The 18,046-nt window shown below is 55.2% G+C and carries 15 protein-coding genes and 4 pseudogenes; 6 read left to right on the top strand and 13 right to left on the bottom strand.

Annotation, left to right across the window (positions count from 1 at the left end; genetic code table 11):
• Positions 1-88: 88 nt before the first annotated feature.
• From KGB28_RS24885 to KGB28_RS24910, 6 genes are all read right to left on the bottom strand, one after another.
• Positions 89-712 (bottom strand): flavin reductase family protein, encoded by a 624-nt coding sequence (locus KGB28_RS24885; protein WP_223448278.1) that lies wholly within the window; start codon positions 710-712, stop codon positions 89-91.
• Between the two features lie 192 nt (positions 713-904).
• Positions 905-1,657 (bottom strand): SDR family NAD(P)-dependent oxidoreductase, encoded by a 753-nt coding sequence (locus tag KGB28_RS24890; RefSeq protein WP_223448279.1) that lies wholly within the window; start codon positions 1,655-1,657, stop codon positions 905-907.
• 372 nt (positions 1,658-2,029) lie between these two features.
• Positions 2,030-2,794 carry a helix-turn-helix transcriptional regulator gene (locus KGB28_RS24895; protein ID WP_223448280.1) on the bottom strand — a complete coding sequence of 255 codons (765 nt, stop codon included), beginning with the start codon at positions 2,792-2,794 and terminating at the stop codon, positions 2,030-2,032.
• Between the two features lie 114 nt (positions 2,795-2,908).
• Positions 2,909-3,544 carry a YbhB/YbcL family Raf kinase inhibitor-like protein gene (locus tag KGB28_RS24900; RefSeq protein WP_223448281.1) on the bottom strand — a complete coding sequence of 212 codons (636 nt, stop codon included), beginning with the start codon at positions 3,542-3,544 and terminating at the stop codon, positions 2,909-2,911.
• Positions 3,545-4,050: 506 nt separating this feature from the next.
• Complete coding sequence (locus tag KGB28_RS24905; protein WP_223448282.1) at positions 4,051-4,989, bottom strand: 3-keto-5-aminohexanoate cleavage protein; 939 nt, start codon at positions 4,987-4,989, stop codon at positions 4,051-4,053.
• A 23-nt stretch (positions 4,990-5,012) separates the two neighbouring features.
• The gene (locus KGB28_RS24910) at positions 5,013-5,936 is read right to left on the bottom strand and encodes a 3-hydroxyacyl-CoA dehydrogenase family protein (protein WP_223448283.1); all 924 of its coding nucleotides are present in this window, start codon (positions 5,934-5,936) and stop codon (positions 5,013-5,015) included.
• 131 nt (positions 5,937-6,067) lie between these two features.
• Here KGB28_RS24910 and KGB28_RS24915 point away from each other — a divergent pair, with 131 nt between their 5' ends.
• Both KGB28_RS24915 and KGB28_RS24920 read left to right on the top strand, forming a co-directional pair.
• Positions 6,068-7,105: an AraC family transcriptional regulator gene (locus KGB28_RS24915; RefSeq protein WP_223448284.1), complete on the top strand. Its 1,038-nt coding sequence runs from the start codon at positions 6,068-6,070 to the stop codon at positions 7,103-7,105.
• Between the two features lie 506 nt (positions 7,106-7,611).
• A complete protein-coding gene (locus tag KGB28_RS24920) occupies positions 7,612-8,481 on the top strand; it encodes a helix-turn-helix domain-containing protein (protein ID WP_223448285.1) in 870 nt (289 codons plus the stop codon).
• Positions 8,482-8,501: 20 nt separating this feature from the next.
• On the opposite strand, the pseudogene KGB28_RS24925 reads toward KGB28_RS24920, so the two are convergent.
• Positions 8,502-8,941 (bottom strand): annotated as a pseudogene (locus KGB28_RS24925) (OprD family outer membrane porin); the annotation flags it as partial.
• On the opposite strand from KGB28_RS24925, the pseudogene KGB28_RS24930 reads away from it, so the two are divergent.
• Positions 8,930-9,121: pseudogene (locus tag KGB28_RS24930) on the top strand (DUF2790 domain-containing protein); the annotation flags it as partial. The pseudogenes KGB28_RS24925 and KGB28_RS24930 sit on opposite strands and share 12 nt — an antisense overlap.
• Positions 9,122-9,144: 23 nt before the next feature.
• On the opposite strand, the pseudogene KGB28_RS31895 reads toward KGB28_RS24930, so the two are convergent.
• The 5 genes and pseudogenes from KGB28_RS31895 to KGB28_RS24955 all read right to left on the bottom strand — a co-directional run.
• A pseudogene (locus KGB28_RS31895) lies at positions 9,145-9,522 on the bottom strand (methyl-accepting chemotaxis protein); the annotation flags it as partial.
• A gap of 266 nt (positions 9,523-9,788) precedes the next feature.
• The gene (locus KGB28_RS24940) at positions 9,789-11,057 is read right to left on the bottom strand and encodes an OprD family porin (RefSeq protein WP_223448287.1); all 1,269 of its coding nucleotides are present in this window, start codon (positions 11,055-11,057) and stop codon (positions 9,789-9,791) included.
• A gap of 17 nt (positions 11,058-11,074) precedes the next feature.
• Positions 11,075-11,599, bottom strand: a pseudogene (locus KGB28_RS24945) (benzoate/H(+) symporter BenE family transporter); the annotation flags it as partial.
• 62 nt (positions 11,600-11,661) lie between these two features.
• Positions 11,662-12,936, bottom strand: coding sequence for an MFS transporter (locus tag KGB28_RS24950; RefSeq protein WP_223448288.1), 1,275 nt, complete (start codon positions 12,934-12,936; stop codon positions 11,662-11,664).
• A gap of 343 nt (positions 12,937-13,279) precedes the next feature.
• The gene (locus tag KGB28_RS24955) at positions 13,280-13,651 is read right to left on the bottom strand and encodes a tautomerase family protein (protein ID WP_223448289.1); all 372 of its coding nucleotides are present in this window, start codon (positions 13,649-13,651) and stop codon (positions 13,280-13,282) included.
• Between the two features lie 813 nt (positions 13,652-14,464).
• On the opposite strand from KGB28_RS24955, the gene KGB28_RS24960 reads away from it, so the two are divergent.
• From KGB28_RS24960 to KGB28_RS24970, 3 genes are read left to right on the top strand one after another with little or no spacing between them, the layout of a single operon-like run.
• Entirely contained in the window at positions 14,465-15,784 is a 1,320-nt protein-coding gene (locus KGB28_RS24960; protein ID WP_223448290.1) for an MFS transporter, read from the top strand.
• 25 nt (positions 15,785-15,809) lie between these two features.
• A complete protein-coding gene (locus KGB28_RS24965) occupies positions 15,810-16,562 on the top strand; it encodes an Asp/Glu racemase (RefSeq protein ID WP_317853319.1) in 753 nt (250 codons plus the stop codon).
• Positions 16,563-16,583: 21 nt separating this feature from the next.
• Positions 16,584-17,504, top strand: coding sequence for a LysR family transcriptional regulator (locus KGB28_RS24970; protein WP_223448291.1), 921 nt, complete (start codon positions 16,584-16,586; stop codon positions 17,502-17,504).
• 235 nt (positions 17,505-17,739) lie between these two features.
• Here KGB28_RS24970 and KGB28_RS24975 read toward each other — a convergent pair whose 3' ends face one another.
• Positions 17,740-17,937, bottom strand: coding sequence for a hypothetical protein (locus KGB28_RS24975; RefSeq protein ID WP_223448292.1), 198 nt, complete (start codon positions 17,935-17,937; stop codon positions 17,740-17,742).
• Positions 17,938-18,046 lie beyond the last annotated feature (109 nt).

Consider the following 18,046-nt stretch of genomic DNA (forward strand, 5'->3'; position numbering starts at 1 on the left):
GTGCCAATTCGAGGGCCGGTCCGGGGAGGTTATATCAGAAATAATTACCACTGGGGGTGGGGGGGCTGTAGCGATGCTCCCTGATTAATTAGTCCTTGGGTCTGTAGAGCTTGAATATCGATTCAGGGCCAAGTTGGAAATAATCGGCCGGGCCACCGCCTCGCAGAATTGGCTCTCCCGCCAGGGTGTCGTAGACGCCATCCCTAAGTAGGTGCTTGGAGATGTGAACCGCGACCACTTCTCCCAGAATCAACCAGCTCTGGACGACTTCTTTGTCGGCGCGTTGCAATTGGATGATCTGCGTCACTTTGCATTCAAACGCCACGGGCGTTTCTTTGACTCGTGGCACCGACACGATACGTGATGGCTCTGCCGTGAGATTTGCCAGCTCGAACTCGCTCACATCAGCAGCAACCGGCGCACAACTGAGGTTCATCTGCTCAGCGAGCGGGCGTGTGACCAGATTCCAGACGAATTCGCCGGTCTGCTCTATGTTTTCCAGGCTGTCCTTGCGGCCGATGCTACAGAAACCAATGATTGGGGGTACGTAGTTGAAGGCGTTGAAGAAGCTGTAGGGTGCCAGGTTGAGTTTGCCCTTGGCGTCCTGCGACGAAATCCAGCCGATAGGGCGAGGACCGACGATTGCGTTGAATGGGTCGTGAGGCAGGCCATGGCCCTTAGAGGGTTCGTAGAAATGAATATCATCTGACACAGCGCGTCTCCTTACCGAGTCGTGAGCGACAAGACGGCCGGTGCCGACTGTAGCAAAAAAAATTAAGTTCGTTGTAGCGTAAGGCTATGGCTCAGGATTACAGATCGATTTCCGTAGATGGAAGAGAGGACGGCATTTGCGATTGTTCGGAGAGAGGTGTGAAAGCAGCCAGCCAAGCTGCTCTCTTCTACCTTAGATCTGGGCTTGACCGCCGTCGACGAACAGCTCAGTACCATTCACAAAGCTTGCGTCACTTGAGGCGAGGAATAGCGCGGCTTTAGCGATTTCTTCTGGGTCGCCGACTCGACCCAGAGGAATATGCGAAGCTAGGTAGTCAAGCGCAGCTTGCTGTGTTTCTGCATCAGGCCCGATAAGGTCGATCAAGCCCGGGGTGCGGGTGGCACCTGGGCTTATGGTGTTGATGCGTACGTTGCGATCCTTTAAGTCGAGTATCCAGTTGCGGGCAAAGGCACGTACAGCGGCCTTAGAGGCTGCGTATACGCTGAATGCAGGTTTGCCGGAACTACCGGCGGTAGAACCAGCAAGGATCACCGAAGCACCTTTTGCCAATAGCGGTAATGCCTGCTGCACGGTAAACAGAGTTCCTTTCACGTTGCGGTCGAAAATATCGTAATAATCCGCTTCGGTGATTTCGCCCAGTGGCGATTTCGAGCCGCCACCTGCGTTGGCAAACAGAACGTCGATTCGACCTTGCTCGGCTTTCACACGCTGGTAGAACGCATCAAGTTCTTCCAGCTTCGACGAGTCGACCCGCACACCAGTGGCTCCGCTAATTTCTGCCGCAGCGACATCCAATTCCGGTTGGCGACGACCCGTAATGTAAACAGTGGCCCCTTCGATGGCGAAGAGCTTGGCGGTGGCTAAGCCAATGCCGCTCGTGCCGCCGGTGACGATAGCGATTTTTCCTTCAAGTTTTCCAGGCATGAGATTCTCCGGGTAATTTATTTCACGGTATAAGAGGCAGGTTCAAGCTGCACAGTCCAAGTACAAATACTCTAAAACGCATTTCAGTAAAATCAATTATCAAGCTATCGAATACCGACGGGCTCTTGATGTTCGTTACTATCGTTCAGGTGGGTTACCGAAGAAAAGCCACCCAGCAGGTTAGTATATGGATATGCCGTTTGAGCATATCCCTGAAGAAGGCAAGCCAATAGGCAGTGGCCCACTCACATTTAACCATTAGTGAGGGTGTCATGCGAATTACTTCTGTGCTGGATTTATAATATCCAGGGACTGAACTCGGTTCCGCATTACGGCGTCTCGGTTGCAGTCGACATTAGTTTAAGGCAACAATCATCTAACTTCGATTGGCGAATAGCCGAAGCGTTTAAGAAACCGCTGTGAGAAGCGAGATCGCGACCTATAACCTGAAAGCTCAGCGACATGAGTGATTGGTAGTAGAGTCGTCTGTAAAAGCATCAACGCGTGATGCATGCGTACATCTGTCAGGAGCGCTTCGAACCCTGTTTTCTCCGTAGCGAGTCTACGCCTAAGTGTAGCCTCGCTCATAGCTAGCAGCTCGCCGATCATTGGCGCCGTCCAGGAGCGCTCAGGGGCAGAGGCAATTAACGCCCGTACTTTTGCAGTGGCTGTCGAATTACTGAACATGGAAAACATACCTCCCTGCTCAGCAATCCCACAAAGGAGGTCTAGAAGCCTATATCGCAATCGCTCATCACTAACGGCGGGTGCTGCGATATCTTGATACACTCGACGCAGAGTCTCTTGCAGGTCTTCGGTTGTAATTACAGTACGGTACGGCTTATTGACAGCGGGTGCCGGTAAAACAATTGCTGTGTTCCGCCTGAACTCCTCTACGAGGGTGGGCGCTAAGGTCAGGAAGCATGATCTAAACTGTTTCGATTCCAGGGAAGGTGTCTTCACCATATTTACGGTAGTACCTGCGTCTACCAGCAGAAGAGCACTGCCCGGATAGTAGGAGTCCTGCTCCCCGCGCCAATGTAGATCAAGCTGACCAAACAAAATGAGTAAAATAGTGGCTTCCTGAAAGAAAAAGTCGTGGGTGTGCTGAGTTTTTTTCAAGATGGGTTGCGCCAAGCTACAGACCTGTGGCCGATTAACAAGCCGGGGCGAGGACAAGGGCTCGCTCTCAGCAAAGGCAGCTTTAATTTTCAGCTTTCGCTGCAACATGACGTTTCCCAAAGCGTTCACTCACTTCATTTTGAGGCTTGGATTCAAAGTGTAGAGACCGGTCAAAGTGGCAGTGCCTATCACTACATTCTTATCGAGAGCCGCTAGAATATTGGCACCACTCAATTCGCCAATGACTTCAAGGGAAGGAACGCTCAGAGCGTACAAGGTAAAGACATACCGATGCACGAGTTCATCGTTCCACGGAGGGCATGGGCCGTCGTAGCCGAAGTAATGGCCCTCCATCTGCGCATCGCCCGCAAACCACGAAGTGAAATCATTAATACCATGACGCAGTCCATCTGGTGTGAATGGGCCAGATTTTCCGCGAGGTATCACTGCTTGTGAATGTGAGCCCGAGGTAATTTCAGTAGTGGAAGCTGGAATGTCGAGGAGTAGCCAATGGAAAAATGCAACGCGAGGAAGTGTTGCCGGCACCACTCGATTGTCTTGGTTGACATCGTCACCTTTGCTTGGAACATCGGGGTCATGTACCACAACTACAAATGACAGCGTCCCCTCGGGTACCTCCTCCCAAGCAAGGTGAGGGTTGCGGTTCGAGGAAAGCTGGATATGGGTTTCAACGTTTTGCACTGCAAATGCAAAATCGCCAGGAATCATTTCGCCGTCTTTGAAGCTATTGCTCATGATCTTCATGGGGATGCCTTTCAAGAGATTAGGCTGGACATAGTACGCCGTGCTCATCGCCTAATGATCGCCAACTCGATCAACCTGATACCACAAACGATCAATTTGAATGTATTTGTGTTGCTGCTAGTGCCTAATTGACCCAGTTGCCAAAATATCACACACCTAGTGCCTATCATGAGATGGGGCAGCCGTGCGTCCGCACGTGGATCACGTTTGGCGTCGACCACGACACTTTACTTGATCACTGTGAGCGCTCGGCAATCGCGTCTCGACCGCCGCGTTCCACTCGAAGACTAGGGATTCGATAGTGCTCAGACGTGATCGCACCTCATCTCTGCCCATTCAATCAACACCTGGATTGACTGCCCAGGTGCATGGCCGATAGGCGTGAGCTGACTCCATCCTAGGTGGCATCTGCGGATACAGACACACCTTAGTCGTGGGCACCGATTACAACGCCCTCCCCGCCGGCCAAAAGCACGAAAGCGTTCAATAAGCCCTCTCCAAAATGCTTAGAAACCCACGTTATTTGCGCCTTTCAAGCCCAGAATCTGACGAGCTTCGTCGGGAGTCGCAATTTCATATGACAACTCCTCGAGGATTCGGCGGATTTTTCTGACTTGATCCGCGTTGGTTTTGGCCATCACTCCTTTTTCAAGATAGATGCTGTCCTCTAGGCCGACACGAACGTGCGCCCCCATAACTGCACCCACAGTCAAAAGCGGCATCTGGTGACGACCTGCCCCGAGGATGGAGAACTCATAGCTATTACGACCGAAAAGACGGTCGGCGACACCGCGCATCATTGCCAAGTTCTCAGGATCAGGGCCAAGTCCTCCGAGAACTCCGTATATGGACTGAATGAAGAACGGCGGTTTGATCAGCCCTTCGTCCACAAAGTACGCAAGATTGTATAAGTGCCCGACGTCATAGCACTCCAACTCGAAGCGCGTACCAGACTCACCCAGTTCTTGCATGATGTGTTTGATGTCTTTGAACGTGTTCCGGAAGATCAAATCTTCCATCCCCTCAACATAGGGCTTTTCCCACTCATGCTGCCAATGATCGATTTTCCGAGCGATTGGGTGGATGGAAAAGTTCATCGAGCCCATGTTCAGTGAGCACATTTCTGGTCTGGCACGTAGGGGATATGCAAGTCGTTCTTTCAACGTCATCCGCGTGCTGCCGCCAGTGGTGATGTTGATAACCGCGCCTGTCTGGCGGGCAATCTCCGGCACAAACTGATCAAACAGTGCGGGATCCGGAGATGGTCGCCCATCGATAGGATCACGAGCATGCAGGTGAACAATCGATGCACCTGCCTCAACAGCCTCAATCGCTTGCTGTGCAATTTGCTCCGGAGTGATTGGCAGATACTCCGACATTGTCGGCGTGTGCATTGCGCCTGTGACAGCACATGTAATGATGATTTTGCGATTTTTGTTATTCATAGTCATCTTCTCGACTAGGGCAATCAGATAGCTGGGTTTTGGACTGAAGTAATCAGTCGCAACGCCAGTTGCGTACGAACCTCATCGGCCTGTTCTTGTGTCCATGCGCGCAGTCCTTGGCCTGTGCGCATGCCCTCATGCCCCTGCTCCAATAACGCATTAAGCAAAGGGTTTGGTTCAAGGTCGTTACACAGGTCAGGAAAAATGACCTGATGGACGAGTTTGGTAAGCTGAAGGCCCACCAGATCCGCGTTCTCCATCGGTCCTAAAAAGGGCAGTCGCATACCGAAGCTTTGCTTTACAACGGTATCGATGGTCTCCGCATCGCAGACCCCTTTTGATACCAACGAAATAGCCTCGCGCCACATCGCATGCTGAAGACGGTTGCCGATAAACCCGGCGACGTCTCGATGAACTTTGACGGGGGATTTGCCCAGACTCAGCAGCAACTCGAACGTCGAATCAAATACCTTTTCAGAGGTGTATTCGGTACGCACCACCTCAACCAAGGGAACAAGATGAGGCGGATTCCACCAATGCGTCCCGACCAAGCGTCCCCGCGCATCCGCATCAAGCAGTTCACCAATGGCTGTAATAGGAATAACCGAGGTGTTACTGGCCAAAACAGTGTCACGGGGAGCGAACCTGGCGACATCAGCAAACAATTGCTGCTTGAGTTCCAGGCGCTCGGGCACTGCCTCAACGACGATGTCGGCGTCAGCCACAGCCATCTGCAAATCTGTAGCGAGGAAGATATTGGCGAGCACTGGGCCTGAAATGAGTCCCATCTGTTCGAGGTTGTGGGCAACTCGTTGCGGCGCGACGTCGAGGGTCGCCGCGTCAGGGTCAAATATGGTGACCTTATGGCCAGCTTGAGCGAACACCTGGGCGATACCATGGCCCATGAGGCCAGCACCGATGATGCAAGCGTGAAGGATCTTTTGCATGCTGACTCCAATCTTATTAAGCCCATTGGGCTTTTTTTGTTAGGGCCATACTACGAGTGTGCGATTTAGCTGGTAAGGTTCCATTGAGACAGCTTCTAGTCCCATTCGGACATTTCAGGAGATCGCCTGCCATGCCTGCACCGATTCAAGGTTTTCTAAATCAGAAAATCTTCGCTCCCTACAAGATTGCAACGCTGGTCGAAACCGTTGCGGAGCAAGGAATTACCTCTGACGTGGTACTCCAGCGAACCCAACTCGACGCCTCCCAGATCAGTGACCCGAATACGTTGACTTCCATTCGTCAGTACATCGACGCTTGTGACAATGTGATAAGAGCATCCGCCGACTCCTCAACAGCTTTCCAAGTTGGCTCCCGCATGCACCTCTCGGCATATGGAATGTACGGATATGCATTGATGTGCAGTTTGACGCTTCGCGACTTTTTCGAGTTTGCAGTGAAATACCACGTCCTTGCTACGCCTACGCTTCATATCAGTTGGCGCGAGGAAGCTGAGGCTGCTATCTGGGAGTTCTCCGATATCTATAGCCATTTGATGAGCGCGCAGACTCGCGAATTTTTGATACGACAACAGATGGCGCAGCATGTCACTCATCTAAAAGACGCTGCAGGTCCGGATTGTAAGCCCATCAAGGCGCTTTTCGCGTTTCCTTTACCCTCAGATAAGGCTAGGTATGAGCGATTTCTCGGCTGTGAGTGCATATTTGACTGTCCAGTTACCGAACTCCATTACCCCCAGAAAATCCTGTCCCATGCACCACACTTGGCCAATCGACTGTCGAGAATCATGCTCCAGGAAACATGTGATCGATTGATAGGTAAGGCCAAGACTTCGTCTGGGGTAGCGGGAGAGGTATATCAGCTAATGATGCTGACTCCGAACCAGTTCCCAACAATGGAACAGGTCTCGCAGTGCATGCGTTTGACCACCAGGACGCTGCGCAGAAAACTGGAAGCTGAAAATACAGACTACGGCTCGATCCTCGACGATGTCAGGAGCAGCTTGGCAATCGAATACCTACAAGCAACAAAAATGAGTACTGAAGACATTGCGGCGAAAATTGGATTCAGTGACAACGCCAATTTTCGTCGCGCATTTAAACGCTGGACTGGCAAAACTCCCCGTCAAATACGCGATGAAATAAACTGATAGGTCGGGTTGTGCAGTGTCCGATTATGACCTTTATGAGGCCGCTCATGACCTCGTATTCAGTAGTAGGGGTTCGTACTATGGAGTCATGTAGGTCCACGTGGAGGAGCTACCCGACAACCGATCCAATCACAGAATAAGAGTACCTGTTCATGCCCATATCTGTTCGATGCATCATGACCTATGAGCCCCCCATTTCGTCCGGGTTTCCGCATGTGATAGTGCGCTTTAAGGCGTGAAACCTTGTTAATCCCTACGTTAAATCCCCACGGCATCTCACCACGCCAAGTCGCCAACGAACCGTCCCTAAGAGATCCGGCCGATTGGCATATGCCGATCGAAGAGACCTCGCCACGAAGGAGAACGGCTACTTGGTCCAGCCTGCACACCAAGGTGTACAATGTCCGGAAGCAAAGCGAAGGCGGTGACGCCCATCCATCAGCGACACCTTTCTCCAGCAACGTACGTATCAAATGACCACGGGAGGTCTGAAGCGGAGGCAAGCAATGCATGATCGCCTAGACTCACAAGCTCAATATCGCGAGGTCGGGGGGGAACTTGTTTCCGGCGTAATTGTTGACTCTCGCACGACGCATGTCGAAGTCCTTGCGCGCCGGGCGAATGGACCCATCACCTGGCGTTTTCGTCAACCGCGGCTGGCGCTCTTCTGGTTTCGGAACGGCCTCAAAGAATTGAGTCTGGAGCTCGACGGGCAGCGCATACATTCCGGAATTCAACAGAGAACTAATCTTGCGCTTTTTCCAGTCTCCACATCAATCGAAGGCGAGTTCGATGTTGCTCCGTATTTCGACTACATGGTGGTCTTTCTCGATCCCACCGTTGCGTCTGATGCTGGTTACCACTTTAATCGACCGCTAATCGCCTTTGGGAACGAAGACCTGCAACATAGCCTTTCGGCCCTCTGCCGCGAGGCGTGCAATGCAGACAACCTTTACGAATTGTTCGCCGAAGGTTGGGCAATGCAAACACTCGTCCAACTGGCGAGGGCTGACGGTAGTCAGACAGTTCGTATTCAGCCGCGCGGCGGACTCGCTCCTGCGAGCTTGCGGCACGTTATCGACTACATCCAAACCGACTTATCAAATCCGTTCACGATTGAGGGCTTGGCGCAAGTCGCCGGTATCAGTCCCCGTCATTTCATGCGGGCTTTTAGGGAAAGTACCGGGCAGACACCGTTGCGCTTTATTTACAGTCTGCGTCTCAATCAGGCTAAGCTGTTCCTCTTGGACCCCAGTCGTACCACGACTGAAGTCGCACTGGATTGCGGCTTCAGCCATGCTCAGCACTTCTGCACTGCATTCAAGAAGGCAACCGGCGTGACGCCGTCTGATTTTCGTAAAACTGTAACCAGATAGGCGTCACGGGATAGTCACGCCTAAAGCAACCTGATGGGGTCATTCAAAATCAAGCGGTTCTCGTCTATATCGTATTTGCTGAAGTCTCTTCTCAGCGACGAGTTGCGCCATCTCAATGACCTGTTTTTCAGTGGGCCGTTCTGTATCACGCAGGCCAGTTCGTACTCTCGTCCCCACTCCCTTCCGTCGCTGGACACGCTGGTATGAACGTTGTCGCCTGATAGATAGCGGTTCATCATTGTCAGACCGGGAATGCCAAGCGCAGCAAAGTCGTAATCATGGCGAATTATGCCCTGCCAGCCTACGTAAAAAGTGTTTGGACCGGTTTTTGCTGACAGCAGAAGAGACGCGGCCTATTGTCCATCTGGCCCGTTTTTGCTGACCCGTCCTCATCCCCAAGAAAGAGGCCAAGGTTGACACCCATTTTCCAGGAGCCAACTAATTGGCTATGGGTGACGTGGCCGCCACTAATGAACCCGCGGCCACACCCTACAACCCGGCGCAATCGCTGGACATCGCCAAAGTAGTTTCAGTCACCGACACCGCCTACGACGTTGTGCCGGCAACCATGGCCTACATCGATCATCAAGGCCAGACGCATAAAGTGACGTACCAAGTCATGGGCAACTGCACCAGCAACAGTCACACCAGGCACCACACGCCTCACACGATCATCCGTTTCACCTGCAACGCCAAATCATGCAAGCCGGCCAAGCGCGTCAGTACCCGTTCGACCACCTCCACCCTAGCCACCGCACCGCTTTGCATTTCATCCATCGAGTCCAACGCCACTCCGGCCTTTTCCAACCCCAGACGGGTTGAACCGGACAACTGCTGAAGACCTTGGCGTGCCTGTTCAGCGGACTGTTCCAGCCCCGTAGCGATTTGCCGGATCTGCGCACTGGAGTCCGCTGCCTGACGCGAGAGATTGCGCACCTCATCGGCCACCACCGCAAACCCTCGGCCATGGTTGCCCGCCCTCGCCGCCTCGATTGCCGCATTGAGCGCCAACAAGTTGGTCTGACGAGCAATGTCCTGGATGCTGCCGACAATCGCACCGATGCGCATCGACTGACTGCCGAGATCATCGAACACCTGATCCAGACGCTGCATGTAGAGGTTCAGATCCTCCAGCACAGTGGCCGAAGACTGCATGCTCTGCACACTTGCCTTGACCCGTTCGCCGGCCGAGCGCGCCAGTTGATTGGCAAAGCGCACATCCTCTTCGGTTTGCAGCACCGACTCGGTCAATTGCTCCAGCTTGACCTGCAAGCCGATTTTGTACGGTGACTGTTCTTTTTCAATTGTCATAGCAGCGTCCAGGTGTAACTGAGTATCAGGCGGTTTTCGTCGATATCGCTACGGTAGTTGGAACGCGCTATGGAATTGCGCACACGGATGCCAAGGCCCTTGAGGCTACCGCTCTGGAGCACATAGCCGATGTCCAGGTCACGCTCGCGATCCTTGCCTTCAAAACCCTTGCCGGTATCGACATTGTTGCCGGTGATGTAGCGCACGGTGCTGGTCAGCCCCGGCACGCCGAGAGCGGCGAAATCGTAGTCGTAACGCGCCTGCCAGGAGCGCTCATCGGTGAAGGCGAACTCGTAGGTCGGCACCTCGTTACCCAGTGGGCTGATGTTGGCAAACACCCGAGGGAAGGCACTGTCGCCGAACATGCCCTGATAGCCAACATAGAACGTGTGGCCGCCACGCTTGGCCGACAGCAAGGAGAAGAACGCCTGGTTGTCGATGTTGCCCAGCAGTTTCTTGCCGTCCTCGCGCGAATCGTAGTAACCGAGATTGGCGCCGAGGATCCAGTCGCCCACCGGCTCACTGTGCTTTAAACCCAGAAAACGCTGGTTGTAAATATCTTCCAGTTGCCCGTACCAGGCGCTGACCGAACTGCGCTTGTCGTTGAAGACATAATCGGCGCCGGCAAAATTGAAACCGTCACTGCTGACCTGGCGCTGCGGTACATGGCCCAGCATCGCTTGCATCTTTTCGTCGCCCGCCTCGTTGCGCAGGCTGGTTGAACTCAAGTGACCACCCTGCAGCGTCAGGCCATTGATCTCGTTGGAGGTGATGCTTGCGCCCTGAAAACTCGGCGGCAGCAGGCGAATATCGCTGAAGGCCAACACCGGCAGATTGGGTTGCAGCTCTCCGACCTTCAGCTCGGTTTTGGAGTAGCGCATCTTCAACGCGCCTTCCAGACGGCTGTAGTTGTCCGCCGCGCGGCCGTCGTCCTGCACCGGCAGCAAACCGGTATTGGTCCGGTCCGGAGCGCTGTCGAGCTTGAGGCCGAGCAAACCGATGACATCCACCCCAAAACCGACGGGTCCCAGGGTGTATCCAGACTTCACGTTGAGGATGAAACCCTGAGCCCACTCTTCAGCCTTCGATTGCTGGTTGGCGCCGACGATGTCGGAATAGTCGCGGCTGAAGTAGTAATTGCGTGCTTGCAAGGTGGCAGTGGTGTCTTCGATAAAGCCGCCTTCAGCTGCCATCGCTCCTGCGGAGAAACTCGAGACGACCGCCATGGACAACACAGAACCGGTTGTTTGAAGAATCTGTTTCATCGTTATTTCTCTTATTTTTATTGATCGACAGGTTGAAGTGCTTCAGCCGCAGCGCTGTCGCGACGGGCGTTTAATAAAAGGTGAGTGACCATGCCGAAAATCAGCCCCCAGAAAGCTGCGGGCAAACTCCACAGCAACATGCCCGACGCAGTGGTGAGGAAGGTCACCAGCGCCGCTTCGCGATCACTCGGCACAGCCATAGCACCGGCCAGCGCCGCGATCAGCTCTTTGGGGAACGCCGAAAACAGCGAAACCAGGGTGGCGCCGAAGATTCCCAGCAGCAGGTAACAGAGTCCGCCGACAACCCTGACCACATAGCGTCTTCCAGGGTTTTCGTGGGCCTCGCGACCGGCGCAAATGGCCGCAGTGATTGCCGCCAGATTCAGCCCGTGGCAACCGAACAGTGCCAGCAGCGCCGTGCCCAACGCACTGCTGGCGACGATCGGGTCGGCCGGCGTGGCGTATCCGCTGGCGCGTAGCACCGCCTTGCCCAGAACGAACTGGCCGGACAGCGCCACCATCACCAACGGCAACGCGATGTGCCATTCATTCTGGCCAACAGGCCGCTTCGCGTTGTCAGCTTCAGCCGGTTTAATTTGAAACCCTAACCAGGTGTCTTTGAAATTGGCAGCAGCCTAGGCACACCTGGCGAACTATGTTTCGATGCTTGAAAGCTCGAATGCAGTGTCAGCACTAACAGTGAGGCGGCGAACGACATGGATGAGACCAACTGGAGTGCTGGCGAATAGCCCCACTCTCGAGCAACGAATGCCAGGATGACTGGGCCCAGTCCCAGGCCGAGGCAGATTGCCAGAAACAGCATCCCAAAGATTTTACCGAAGTGCTCAAGGCCGAATGCGCGAGCGCCGAGGAAAGACACCGCGTCCACCTCCACACCTAGCGCAACCCCAATGAGCACAGCAGCAACAAAGGCCAACGCTGGCTCACCGTTCAACGAAAGCAGCAGCAACCCAGCCGTCGGTGCGAGGAAAACCAGCGAGGTGACTATCACTGGGTTCGCTCGATCGAGAATAAACCCGAAGAGCACACGAGAGACGATGGTAGCAATGCCCACAAGGCTGACCACGGTCGCCGCCGTTTCGCCACTTACGCCACGACCACCAAGCACGACGGGCAAATGCACGGTGGCAGCGCCTACGGCCGCCGCAATCAGTGCAAACGCGGTCATGAGGATCCAGAAGCGACGATCCTTCATAGCCTGTTGCAGCGTGTGTCCACCAGTTTTGGTGCGAGCGACCGGATCACGCGCCGGCGGGTCCCGAACCAGCCAAAAAGCGTTGGGCAACCCGATTAGGATCACCGTCAAGCCCATGAGCATGTAAGCGACGCGCCAGTCGAATGTTCGGATCAGGTACGCGGCATATAGCGTGGCCAGGGCAATACCGATGCCCGCAAACGACCGGACAATGCCCAATGCCAGCCCACGCTGTTTTTCGAATGTGCCGACAATTACGTAGTTATAGGCATGCGGCAACTGAAGCCTGCTGAGCGCTGCGGCGACCACCATTGTGGCTACAAAGGTACTCGAGCTTTGGGGGAGCACTCCCAGGAGCATCAATCCGATACCAAACGTAGGAATCCCGAGCAAGGCCATGCGTCGAGGTTTGATCTTGTCCAGCAGCGCGCCAATCATCGGCGACATCACGCCAAAGACTATCGCCGCCATGCCCCCTGCAGATGCGATGTGAGCGCGGTCCCATCCTGTGGCTTCGGTAATAGGTCTCACCATCACGCCGAACGAATAGAAGAGGATGGGACCGCAGCCCAGCATGACGCCGAAGCCGGCACCTAGAACGACGAGGAGTTGGCCCAGAACCGAGAGCTCTGTTGTCGCCAACTCAGAGTGAGTCGATTTCATTAATGTGTCCCCGCATATTATTTTTATTCGAGTTCCAGCATCCTATGCCTGTCACTACGGTCGGAGCCGAAACTTCACGGCCGCCGACCGTCCTAGTTAGGGGTAGTTGTGGCACACACACTCGCCGAGAGCATTGATGACTACATCCCCCTCGGCGTTACAACGAAAACTCAAGCACGACCGGTATTTAACAAGTCCCGAAAGCGCATGCTTGTTCCTTGCGATCTGCAGGAATTTGCTCACTCACAATCAGACTCCCTGTTGTCGGCTGTGGTCGCCTGAACCTCTTAGGTCCTGGAGATCAGCCGACGAGGAGCAACTTTCTAAATTTGATATTCACCACTCATACGCGGGGGGCCTCGGGCAGGCGCTCACCACCGCGCACGACAAATTTGGCGGGATACTGTGTGACGAGAACCTCGACCTCATCTTCCGGCTGTCCGGTGGAGGTACTCCAAATCGAACTCACTTTTTTGGCCAAAGTCAGGATGGCTCCGTCGCTGCGGCCATCACGTATGTGGCAGAAGAGCAGTGTTTCGGAAGTGGGCTCTCCCGAACGGTAGGTGTTTTCGGACGTGCTTTCGTGGAATACGACGCTTATTAAGTCGAGTGGCGAAAGGATGATCTCCCTAATCGCCTTCGTGAACTCGCTCGCGAGCTCGGCCTTGACGCTAGCTTCGATTCCGACTTTGCACTCGCAAATAATGACGGGCATTTTTTGTCTCCGGGGGAAGTTTTTGAGCCCTCAGTCTCTCGGAACTTTGCCGCTGGCGATTGCAGTGCGGCGCCACCGTTTGCATGGAAGTGCCATGAAAAAGCGTCAGAGGGAATCGGGTCGTTGCCATGCCCAAATGGCCCATGAGGGTTCTCCGGCCGGCCAGTTGGATGGCCGCGACGTGGCGCATGGCCCGCGTGTGGCAATTTAGGAACTTGTCGCAATCTCTCCGCGCAATTGCTTGCCCGTTATATGCGGCTAGGTATGTTATCGATGTGGCGGCGCTTAACGACGAAGTGGCTGCATCAGCGGTAATTCGAACCGCCCCTTGGGTCCTGTGAACTCCCTTCCACTCGTTGAATCGTGCAATATATAGGTGACAACAACCGCGATACTCGATCATTGCAGAGGCGAGATCTGAGAGGCGCACCAGCAGCATCGCGGGTCTCTGGAGAGCGGGTGCGACGGATTTCGCTACGCCGAGCATCTGCGCGAATCAATCGATCGTGTCTCCGAAGCCAGGCTGCCAACAACTCTTCGATTGTGCGGTACCAAAAAAGAAAAAAACCGGCCGAAGCGACCGCGATCTATTCCAAATGCACCGACCACAGTAATCAACCAGCCCTCCCCCTGCTCTCTGCGATCTTCTCCTCCCTCACAGCCATCGTCACCCGCGATGGCAGGCTCGCGAATGGCTGATATACGAACTGCTTTTGCCTCTCCTAACATCGGTCGCACATGACCACCCGGGTGCCGATCACCTTTCGGCACACGGGCTCCAACAATAAAAACTCATACCCGCGAGGTTGAACCATGAAAACCCTAGCCGCCAGCTCCACGGCGCAAGCTCCTGTCGTCGACGGAGTCGGCCAACTGACCGCCAACCAGCGTTACGTGACGCTGGGGGGCTCCTGGGCCGCCTGGCTGTTTGATGCCCTGGATGCCACTGTCTTTGGTTTTGTACTTTTGGCGGTCGCCAAGACCTTCGCTGTCGGCCTGGGTGATGTGGTCTCCACGGTGGCGTGGTTTCTGCTGGCGACCGGGATTGGCGGTTTCTTCCTCGGCAATCTTTCCGACAAGATCGGCCGCAAGAAAACCATGATGCTGTCGGTGTTCGTCTACGGCACCGGCACTTTGCTCTGTGCGTTTGCCGACAGCCTCTGGCAACTCAATGTGTTCCGTTTCTGTGTCGGTATTGCCGTGGGTGGCTTGTGGTCCGCCGCGGCGGCGCTGGTGTCGGAGATCTGGCCGCCGGCCGGTCGTGCCAAGGCCTTTGCGGTGATGCAGACCGGTTGGTCGGGCGGTGGTTTGCTGGCGGCGATTTTCGCCTGGAGTTTCCTCGACAGCAGCAACCCCGAGTCGTGGCGGACGTTGTTCATCTATGCCTCGATTCCGGCCTATTTCACCCTGGTGTTCATCTGGCTGTTCGTCAAGGAGTCGCCGGTATGGCTGGCCAACCGCGAGTTCATGCGCACTAACGCCAGCAAAGGCCAGTTGATGGAAATCTTCCGTCCGCAGTACCTGAAACTGACGCTGCTGGGCCTGAGCATTTCGGTACTGGGCATGTACGGCTACTGGATCATCACCACCTTCATGCCGGCTTACCTGCAGAACATTCTGAACGTGCGTATCGATCAGGCTCCGGTGTTTGTCATCTGGATCGGCATCGGCGCCACCATCGGTTATCTGGCCTACGGCTACCTGGCGGAAAGCATCGGTCGGCGCTTGTCGTTCGCGATCTTCTTTGGCGGCATGGCAATCATGGTGCCGGTGTTTGCCTACTCGGCGACCTTGATGCCATTGACCGACGGCAAGCTGCTGTTCACCACCCAGAACGTCATCACCCTCGGTTCGCTGGCCGCGCTGCTGGGCTTCTTCACCGGTTATTTCAGCGGTTTCGGCGCCTGGTACTCGGAGTTGTTCCCCACCAGCATCCGTTCGACCGCCTCAGGTTTCTGCTTCAACTTCGGCCGGGTCGGCGCTATTGCCGGCATCAAATTAGTACCGGTGCTGATCCCGCTCATCGGCTTCACCGCGACCATTTCTCTTGCCTCCGTTTCCTACGTCATCGCCGCCGTCATGGTGTTCACGCTGCAGGAAACCAAAGGCGTTCAACTCACCAGCGGCAATTGATCTGCACTGCTCAAAGGAAAAACCCATGAAAAACTTTCGCATCGGCCAAATCGTCCCCAGCTCCAACACCACGATGGAAACCGAAATCCCGGCCATGCTGACTTCGCGCTACGGGCTGTTTCCAGAAGAACATTTCACCTTTCACTCCTCGCGCATGCGCATGATGCACGTCAGCCCTGAAGAGCTGAAAAAGATGGACATCGACAGTGACCGTTGCGCGCTGGAGCTGAGCGACGCACGGGTGGATGTCATGGCCTACGCGTGCCTGGTGGCGATCATGTGCCAGGGCCCGGGTTATCACAGCGTCTCGCAAGAGCGCCTGAGCAAAACCGTGGCCTCTAACCGGTCGAACGCTCCCGTACTCAGCTCCGCCGGTGCGCTGATCGACAGCCTGCACATGCTCGACTACAAGAAAATCGCGATCATTACGCCGTACATGAAACCGCTGACCCAGCAGGTCATCGACTACATCGAGGCGGCCGGCATTGAAGTGGTCGATTCCATCAGCCTGGAAGTGTCCGACAACCTTGAGGTCGCTCGTCTCGACCCGATGAACCTGGTGGCCCACGCCGACAAACTGAATATCGGCCAGGCTGACGGCGTGGTGCTGTCGTGCTGTGTGCAGATGCCTTCGCTGCCAGCGATTCAGGTGGTCCAGGATCGCCTCGACAAACCGGTGCTGTCGGCCTCGGTCGCCACGGTTTACCAGATGCTGAAAACCCTCGGCCTCGAGGCCAAGGTCCCGAACGCCGGCCACCTGTTGTCCGGGGCGTTCTGAGCCGGTGACTGAGGAGGTACTATGCTGGCCATTCAGATCAGCAAACCGGTACCTCACATGAAACTCGACCCGGTCTCTTTGCGACTCTTCGTCAGCGTCGTCGAAGAGGGCACCATTGCGGCCGCCGCCAAGCGCGAACACATCGCCGCGGCGGCGGTCAGCAAGCGGCTCAGCGAGCTGGAAGAGCTGCTCGACTCGAAACTGCTCAACCGCACGAACAAGGGCATCTCACCAACCGACGCCGGTCTGTCGCTGTTGTTCATGGCCCGCAGCGCCCTGAACAACCTCAATGAAATCGTCGTGCAGATGCGTGACTACTCCCACGGCCGCCGTGGATCGGTGCATGTCCTGGCCAATATTTCCGCCACCACCCAATTCCTCCCGGGCCTGATCAAGTCGTTCATGGAACTGTACCCACTGATCAACATCAGCCTCGAAGAGAGGCAAAGCCTGGCCATCACCAAGGCGGTGTCCGAAAACCGCACCGACATCGGCATCTTCACCCGTCTTCCGCACGGTGCCGATATCGAGGTATTCCCGTTCCGTACCGATCGCCTGGTGTTACTGGTTCCCCTTGGGCATCCGCTGTCGACACGCCGCTCCGTCAAATTCAGCGAAACCCTGGATCACGAATACATTGCCTTGCGCAGCGGCACTCATCTCAACTTTCAATTGATCAAGGCGGCCAACGACCTGGGGCGTTCGCTGAAGATCCGCATGGAAGTCTCCAGCTACGACGCGCTGTGCCTGATGGTTCAGGCCGGGCTGGGCATTGGCATCATGCCCGAGGGGAGCGCGGCGATTTACAAAATGGACGGTGCGAAGGCGATCAGCCTGGATGAACCGTGGGCCTCCCGCGAACTCAGCGTGTGCGTGAGGTCGCGAGCGGCGTTGTCGGTCGCGGCGGGATTGTTCCTGGAGCACTTGCTCGAAATGGAGTAAGCGATATCAGGCTCAAGGGCTCGAAGGTAAAATCACCCGTTGATTCATCGATCATGGGTTTCGGCCAAACGCAGCACTGGCAAAGTCCAGAAAGCTTCGCAGCTTGGGAGTCACCCCCAGCCGGCTTGACCGACCTTGTCCGCCATTTTCTCGGCCTTTTTTCTGTGCTTTGAAAACAACCATGTCGCGGGACTCTGACGCAAGGAATAAGAGATGGGAGCACACCCACGGTGTGTCAGACCGCATCCAGGTTCTGTGCCAGAAAATCCACCAGGTCGAGCGGGCTTCGGCTGTCGATCACCTTGTAGATCAGATCGCGCTTGCTACGCGGCAACTTCTTGACCACGCTCTTCGCCGAGGCCCTCACGGCTTCATCGGTCCCATGGATACGTGCCGCGAGCAGCAGCACGAGCGTGGCGTCAGTGAGGTTCATGGCATGCCCCAAAAAATATGCACCGCAGTGTACCGACTCTTTTCTGTACCAGCCCCTCCAACAAAACGATGTCGAGCAGTATCCATATTCCGATTGCGGCACAAAGGGA

Source organism: Pseudomonas sp. BF-R-19 (assembly GCF_019956445.1).
GTDB lineage: Bacteria > Pseudomonadota > Gammaproteobacteria > Pseudomonadales > Pseudomonadaceae > Aquipseudomonas > Aquipseudomonas fluorescens_BH.

What these genes read in the sequence shown, in the direction of transcription:
- KGB28_RS24890 (WP_223448279.1), bottom strand. Translation starts at nt 1,657, where the DNA reads ATGCCTGGAAAACTTGAAGGAAAAATCGCTATCGTCACCGGCGGCACG.
- KGB28_RS24900 (WP_223448281.1), bottom strand. Translation starts at nt 3,544, where the DNA reads ATGAAGATCATGAGCAATAGCTTCAAAGACGGCGAAATGATTCCTGGC.
- KGB28_RS24905 (WP_223448282.1), bottom strand. Translation starts at nt 4,989, where the DNA reads ATGAATAACAAAAATCGCAAAATCATCATTACATGTGCTGTCACAGGC.
- KGB28_RS24910 (WP_223448283.1), bottom strand. Translation starts at nt 5,936, where the DNA reads ATGCAAAAGATCCTTCACGCTTGCATCATCGGTGCTGGCCTCATGGGC.
- KGB28_RS24915 (WP_223448284.1), top strand. Translation starts at nt 6,068, where the DNA reads ATGCCTGCACCGATTCAAGGTTTTCTAAATCAGAAAATCTTCGCTCCC.
- KGB28_RS24920 (WP_223448285.1), top strand. Translation starts at nt 7,612, where the DNA reads ATGCATGATCGCCTAGACTCACAAGCTCAATATCGCGAGGTCGGGGGG.
- KGB28_RS24940 (WP_223448287.1), bottom strand. Translation starts at nt 11,057, where the DNA reads ATGAAACAGATTCTTCAAACAACCGGTTCTGTGTTGTCCATGGCGGTC.
- KGB28_RS24950 (WP_223448288.1), bottom strand. Translation starts at nt 12,936, where the DNA reads ATGAAATCGACTCACTCTGAGTTGGCGACAACAGAGCTCTCGGTTCTG.
- KGB28_RS24955 (WP_223448289.1), bottom strand. Translation starts at nt 13,651, where the DNA reads ATGCCCGTCATTATTTGCGAGTGCAAAGTCGGAATCGAAGCTAGCGTC.
- KGB28_RS24960 (WP_223448290.1), top strand. Translation starts at nt 14,465, where the DNA reads ATGAAAACCCTAGCCGCCAGCTCCACGGCGCAAGCTCCTGTCGTCGAC.
- KGB28_RS24965 (WP_317853319.1), top strand. Translation starts at nt 15,810, where the DNA reads ATGAAAAACTTTCGCATCGGCCAAATCGTCCCCAGCTCCAACACCACG.
- KGB28_RS24970 (WP_223448291.1), top strand. Translation starts at nt 16,584, where the DNA reads ATGCTGGCCATTCAGATCAGCAAACCGGTACCTCACATGAAACTCGAC.
- KGB28_RS24975 (WP_223448292.1), bottom strand. Translation starts at nt 17,937, where the DNA reads ATGAACCTCACTGACGCCACGCTCGTGCTGCTGCTCGCGGCACGTATC.